General features: G+C 48.0%; 6 protein-coding genes and 1 tRNA gene. 3 read left to right on the forward strand and 4 right to left on the reverse strand.

Annotated elements, in window-relative coordinates; all coding sequences use genetic code 11:
• The first annotated feature begins 11 nt into the window (after positions 1–11).
• Positions 12–767: a hydroxyacylglutathione hydrolase gene (gene gloB, locus ACJHXB_RS23465; RefSeq protein ID WP_001052732.1), complete on the forward strand. Its 756-nt coding sequence runs from the start codon at positions 12–14 to the stop codon at positions 765–767.
• A 71-nt stretch (positions 768–838) separates the two neighbouring features.
• Positions 839–2,197 carry a murein transglycosylase D gene (gene mltD, locus ACJHXB_RS23470; RefSeq protein WP_000644685.1) on the forward strand — a complete coding sequence of 453 codons (1,359 nt, stop codon included), beginning with the start codon at positions 839–841 and terminating at the stop codon, positions 2,195–2,197.
• Between the two features lie 46 nt (positions 2,198–2,243).
• On the opposite strand, the gene ACJHXB_RS23475 is transcribed toward mltD, so the two are convergent.
• Entirely contained in the window at positions 2,244–3,014 is a 771-nt protein-coding gene (locus ACJHXB_RS23475; protein WP_000211700.1) for a class I SAM-dependent methyltransferase, read from the reverse strand.
• 77 nt (positions 3,015–3,091) lie between these two features.
• Positions 3,092–3,892 carry an endonuclease/exonuclease/phosphatase family protein gene (locus ACJHXB_RS23480; RefSeq protein WP_001230983.1) on the reverse strand — a complete coding sequence of 267 codons (801 nt, stop codon included), beginning with the start codon at positions 3,890–3,892 and terminating at the stop codon, positions 3,092–3,094.
• A 240-nt stretch (positions 3,893–4,132) separates the two neighbouring features.
• Between ACJHXB_RS23480 and yafC the strand changes: the two genes are divergently transcribed.
• A complete protein-coding gene (yafC, locus tag ACJHXB_RS23485; protein WP_000648583.1) occupies positions 4,133–5,047 on the forward strand; it encodes a DNA-binding transcriptional regulator YafC in 915 nt (304 codons plus the stop codon).
• Here the strand turns inward: yafC and dkgB are convergent.
• Together dkgB and ACJHXB_RS23495 are read right to left on the reverse strand one after the other, a co-directional pair.
• Positions 5,044–5,847 carry a 2,5-didehydrogluconate reductase DkgB gene (gene dkgB / locus ACJHXB_RS23490; RefSeq protein ID WP_000997027.1) on the reverse strand — a complete coding sequence of 268 codons (804 nt, stop codon included), beginning with the start codon at positions 5,845–5,847 and terminating at the stop codon, positions 5,044–5,046. The genes yafC and dkgB overlap by 4 nt on opposite strands.
• A 162-nt stretch (positions 5,848–6,009) precedes the next feature.
• Positions 6,010–6,086: transfer RNA gene (locus tag ACJHXB_RS23495), tRNA-Asp, on the reverse strand.
• Positions 6,087–6,119 lie beyond the last annotated feature (33 nt).

A 6,119-nucleotide genomic window follows, 5' to 3' on the forward strand; every position in this document is an offset into this window, starting at 1 on the left:
AGAGGTAATCTATGAATCTTAACAGTATTCCCGCCTTTGATGACAATTACATCTGGGTTTTGAATGATGAAGCAGGTCGCTGCCTGATTGTCGATCCCGGAGACGCAGAGCCAGTATTAAACGCCATTGCCGCCAATAACTGGCAACCGGAGGCCATATTTCTCACCCACCATCACCACGATCACGTTGGCGGCGTAAAAGAACTGGTGAAAAAGTTTCCGCAAATTGTGGTGTATGGTCCACAAGAGACACAAGATAAGGGAACAACACAGGTAGTCAAAGATGGCGAAACTGCCTTCGTTTTGGGGCATGAATTTAGTGTAATTGCCACACCGGGTCACACTTTAGGACATATCTGTTACTTCAGTAAACCTTATCTATTTTGCGGCGACACGCTGTTTTCTGGTGGGTGTGGTCGGTTGTTTGAAGGGACACCATCACAAATGTATCAATCACTTAAAAAGTTAAGTGCGTTACCTGACGATACATTGGTATGTTGTGCTCATGAATATACCTTATCAAATATGAAGTTTGCTTTGAGTATTCTTCCGCACGATTTGTCCATAAATGATTATTATCGTAAAGTTAAGGAGTTACGGGCAAAAAATCAAATAACACTACCCGTAATTCTGAAAAATGAGCGGCAAATTAATGTTTTTTTAAGAACAGAAGATATTGATTTAATTAATGTAATTAATGAAGAAACATTATTGCAACAACCTGAAGAACGTTTTGCATGGTTAAGGTCAAAGAAAGATAGGTTCTGATAAAACTTTCTTGTCATCGGCTCCGTTCGCCGTTATGATCGGTCGTCTTTTAAGCAACTATTGACACACACATGAAGGCAAAAGCGATATTACTCGCCTCTGTCCTGCTCGTGGGTTGCCAGAGTACCGGCAACGTTCAACAGCACGCACAGAGCCTTTCTGCAGCTGGTCAAGGGGAAGCAGCAAAGTTTACAAGTCAGGCACGATGGATGGACGATGGGACGTCTATCGCGCCAGATGGTGACTTGTGGGCTTTCATTGGCGACGAGCTAAAGATGGGAATTCCGGAAAATGACCGGATTCGCGAACAGAAACAGAAATATTTACGCAATAAGAGCTATCTCCACGATGTAACTTTACGGGCAGAGCCGTATATGTACTGGATAGCCGGGCAAGTTAAAAAACGTAACATGCCTATGGAACTGGTACTACTACCCATAGTGGAGAGCGCTTTTGATCCTCACGCAACGTCTGGCGCCAATGCAGCAGGCATCTGGCAGATCATTCCGAGCACGGGGCGCAATTATGGTTTGAAACAGACCCGCAATTATGACGCGCGTCGCGATGTTGTTGCTTCAACAACTGCCGCGCTGAACATGATGCAGCGTCTGAACAAGATGTTTGACGGCGACTGGCTTCTGACCGTAGCGGCTTATAACAGCGGCGAAGGTCGAGTCATGAAGGCAATTAAAACGAACAAAGCGCGTGGGAAATCCACGGACTTCTGGTCGTTACCGTTGCCGCAGGAAACGAAGCAGTACGTGCCTAAAATGCTGGCATTGAGTGATATTCTCAAAAACAGCAAGCGTTATGGCGTACGTCTGCCAACGACCGATGAAAGCCGTGCTCTGGCACGTGTGCACCTGAGCAGCCCAGTTGAAATGGCGAAGGTTGCAGATATGGCGGGGATTTCCGTCAGCAAGCTGAAGACATTCAACGCTGGCGTGAAAGGCTCCACGCTGGGCGCAAGTGGTCCTCAGTACGTGATGGTGCCAAAGAAGCATGCAGATCAACTGCGTGAATCTCTGGCTTCGGGCGAAATTGCTGCTGTACAGTCGACGCTGGTTGCCGACAATACGCCGCTTAACAGCCGTGTTTACACCGTACGCTCTGGCGACACGCTTTCAAGTATCGCTTCACGTCTCGGCGTTAGCACCAAAGATTTGCAGCAGTGGAACAAACTGCGCGGATCTAAGCTGAAGCCAGGCCAAAGCTTGACGATTGGCGCAGGTAGTAGCGCACAGCGGTTGGCAAACAACAGCGATAGCATTACGTATCGTGTGCGCAAAGGCGATTCGCTTTCAAGCATTGCTAAACGCCACGGCGTGAACATCAAAGATGTGATGCGCTGGAACAGCGATACTGCGAATCTGCAACCAGGCGATAAGCTGACGTTGTTTGTGAAAAACAACAACATGCCAGATTCCTGACAAACCAGATAATGAAAGGCACCGATTCCCCCGGTGCCTTTTTTATTTATGCTGCTTTATGTGCTTCTACAATGATGATATCACTGGTGAAAGAGCCATCATTCTGCAAGGCAAAATACGTTTTCACCTCTGTCGATGCGCTCTGTTGGTAAATGCGAATAGCGTCTACTAACGCTTCTGGCGTACGCATTCTCGCGACCCATGAAGAAAATTCCAGCGGTAACTTATCTGTAATTAAATTATCAACTATCAGATTGGCTTCATTGATTAACGTCAACCACTCACCGCTGGCGTAGTTTCGTACGTGAGAGGTATCGCGTAATGCTTCTACCGTCTGTAACCAGATGTCGCGCACTGGATGACCCGGAGACATTACGTCCATCACAATCAGCCTACCGCCGGGTTTCAATACCCGATTCACTTCACGCAGTGCTGCACCAACATCATGCCAGTGATGGGCAGAATAACGGCTGATAACAATATCAAATGCGTTATCGGCAAATGGCAGACTTTCGACATAACCCTGGCGGGTGGTGATATTTTTCAGTTGCCGGGCTTCGGCAGCTTGTGCCACGACATCCAGCATGTGGGCAGATAAGTCATACGCCACCACCGCGCTCACGTTCTGCGCAGCGACAAAGCTGGCATGCCCTGCTCCGCAGCCCATATCAAGTACACTTGCATCAGGATAATCAGCCAGACGCACCGCCAGGCGCTGTAAATCCCGTCCGGATGCATGTACGGTACTAGTCAGATATTCGCTAGCTTGAGAGCTAAACTGCTTTTCTACGTGGTCATGGTGGGATTGTGTTGTCATTGCGCTGTCCTTTTGTTGTTTGAGTATAAAAGGGCAGCGCCAAACGTTGGTCTGCCCTGTGGCAGACCTGACATACCTTATTTATCAGGCTTGCCGGGACTGAATTCAACGAGTAGCGGATTGTGATCGGAAGCGCGCGTAACCAGTACAGAAGCTTCGCTGACGTTCAGACCACGGTAAAAAACAAAATCGAGCGGGCGACCAAACGCCCGACGGCGCTGATCGTCGGTAAAACGCACCTGGCGCAGCGACATTTCCCGCGCAAAGCGATATAACGCGTTCATCCTTCTACGGCTCCAGGCATTGAAATCTCCCGCCATAATGACCGGGCCGCTGTGGTGAGCTATCTGATCGCCAATAGGAAGTAACTGCTTACTATAGACATCCACGCCCAAACTGAAATTGACGGCGTGTATATTAACCACCATCAACAGGCGGGTGTCAGGCAATGGATAGACCGTCACCAGGGCCGACTTCGCCAGACGCAAAATGGGTTCTCGTTCACGTAACGGGCAGCAATACACTGGATGCGCCGCCGAAAGGGTCATTACGCCAGAAGGATGTTGTGGCAGTACGAAAGCGGGTACCTGATCGGCGGCAAGATAGTTAGCGGTCGCAAACTGTACTAACTCTGGCGTTGTCTGCGCTTCCTGCAATAACACCAGATGTGCATCTTTGCCGTAGTTCTTTAATACCGACAACCATTCAGCGCGTTGCTGTTTGTATATGTTCCACACCAGGATCCGAATACGCTCTTCGGTACTTAACGGTTCTCCGGGTGGTAATGCCTGGCCGATGCTCGCAAAAGACCCCGGCGGTAAGATCCTTTCCGCAGGTTGTCCGGCAACATAGCGCATGGCATAGGTGTTTTTTCGCACTTTTGACTTTGAAACCTCTATTACGTCAACCCTTCCGCACTCGGGAGGGTTCTACTGTTATAGGGATTTTAGCTCACTCTTTCAACGAGCAATTGTATATTGTTATGTAAGCAAGTGCTTACACCGGTCAGAATTTTGCTCATTATCGAGAACATTAAATCGGATGACATATCACGCATCCTGATGGTTTAATGACAAATAAATTCAAAATATCTCTTCTATTTTGCAATAGGAGCAAAAATGAAAGCCACGTCGGAAGAACTCGCCATTTTTGTTTCGGTCGTCGAAAGCGGCAGCTTTAGCCGGGCAGCGGAACAATTAGGGCAAGCAAACTCAGCGGTAAGCCGGGCGGTGAAAAAGCTGGAGATGAAACTTGGCGTTAGCCTGCTTAATCGGACCACGCGACAACTTAGCCTGACGGAAGAAGGCGAGCGTTATTTTCGTCGCGTACAGTCAATTTTGCAGGAGATGGCAGCGGCAGAATCAGAAATTATGGAGACGCGTAATACACCGCGTGGACTGTTACGGATCGATGCCGCAACTCCAGTGGTGCTGCACTTTCTGATGCCGTTGATTAAGCCTTTTCGTGAACGCTATCCGGAAGTCACTTTATCACTAGTCTCCTCCGAAACGATTATTAATTTGATCGAAAGAAAAGTGGATGTCGCGATACGCGCCGGTACGTTAACGGATTCCAGCTTACGTGCCAGGCCGTTATTTAACAGTTATCGAAAAATTATAGCCTCCCCCGATTATATTTCCCGCTATGGGAAGCCAGAAACGATCGACGATTTAAAGCAACATGTTTGCCTGGGATTCACTGAACCCGCTTCCCTCAATACCTGGCCGATAGCCTGTAGCGATGGACAATTACATGAGGTGAAGTACGGTTTGTCATCCAATAGTGGGGAAACACTGAAACAGCTTTGCCTGAGTGGCAACGGGATTGCGTGTTTGTCCGACTACATGATCGACAGAGAAATCGCTCGCGGAGAATTGGTGGAGTTAATGGCAGATAAAGTGTTGCCAGTGGAAATGCCATTCAGTGCAGTCTATTACAGCGACCGTGCGGTAAGTACGCGCATCCGGGCTTTTATCGATTTCCTTAGCGAGCATGTAAAAACAGCTCCCGGAGGAGCTGTCAGAGAGGCTTAATCCCATTCAGGAGCCAGACCTTCCGGGCTAACCAGGCGGTCGTTGCAATCCAGTGCGGCGATCGCTTTTTTATCTTCGGCATCAAGCTGTAAATTTTGTGCCTTAAGATTACTCTCCAGGTTTTCACGTTTAGTAGAAGAAGGAATTACGGAGCAACCTTCCCCCATAGCCCACGCCAGAATCACTTGAGCCGGAGTCGCATTGTGTTTAGTTGCGATACGAGCAATAACCTCATCTTTCAGGGCCTTCCCATAAGCCAGCGTCATATAGGAAGTAATATGGATGCCGTGCTGTTTAGCCCAAGCGACCACTTTACGGTTTTGCAGATAAGGAGAGAGTTCAATCTGGTTAGTAGCGATGTTTTCAGCGCCAACAGCAGCAATCGCTTTTTCCATCAATGGGATCGTGAAGTTGGAAATACCGATCTCACGCGTCAGCCCTTGTTTTTTCGCTTCCAGCAGCGCCTGCATAAACTCTTCAACAGAGACTTCATCGTTTGGTGACGGCCAGTGGATTAGCGTCAGATCTACATAATCGGTACGCAATTTTTGCAGGCTTTCTTTCAGGCTTGGGATCAATTTAGCTTTGTTGAGATTTTCAATCCAGATTTTAGTGGTGATGTAGAGTTCATGACGCGGCACGCCACTTTCTGCAATCGCCTGACCTACTGCGGCTTCGTTATCATAGATTTGTGCGGTATCAATTGCGCGATAACCAAGTTCTAGCGCCGTTTTCACAGATGAAATAACAACGTCGTCTTTCAGACGGAAAGTACCTAAACCAAATGCAGGGATAGCCATAATATGCCTCTTTTAATGCTATTTTCGTTAACTGAGGTGATTATGGGCTTTAGAATGTTGCGGAAAAAGGGCGTAAAACGCAGAGGATTTTTGCGATTTAAGCAATAATAGAAATATAGACGAAAAAAAACCTCGAGCGTTAACTCGAGGCTTCTTAATAAGTGGCGGAACGGACGGGACTCGAACCCGCGACCCCCTGCGTGACAGGCAGGTATTCTAACCGACTGAACTACCGCTCCACCGAATTCTTTTACAACCACCGGTTTTATGAC

The sequence above is a fragment of the Escherichia sp. WS3227_2 genome, from assembly GCF_046486495.1.
Taxonomy (GTDB): domain Bacteria; phylum Pseudomonadota; class Gammaproteobacteria; order Enterobacterales; family Enterobacteriaceae; genus Escherichia; species Escherichia coli.

Excerpts from the sequence above, each read along its gene's own strand:
- dkgB (WP_000997027.1), bottom strand. The coding sequence starts at position 5,847 with ATGGCTATCCCTGCATTTGGTTTAGGTACTTTCCGTCTGAAAGACGAC.
- yafC (WP_000648583.1), top strand. The coding sequence starts at position 4,133 with ATGAAAGCCACGTCGGAAGAACTCGCCATTTTTGTTTCGGTCGTCGAA.
- mltD (WP_000644685.1), top strand. The coding sequence starts at position 839 with ATGAAGGCAAAAGCGATATTACTCGCCTCTGTCCTGCTCGTGGGTTGC.
- gloB (WP_001052732.1), top strand. The coding sequence starts at position 12 with ATGAATCTTAACAGTATTCCCGCCTTTGATGACAATTACATCTGGGTT.
- ACJHXB_RS23475 (WP_000211700.1), bottom strand. The coding sequence starts at position 3,014 with ATGACAACACAATCCCACCATGACCACGTAGAAAAGCAGTTTAGCTCT.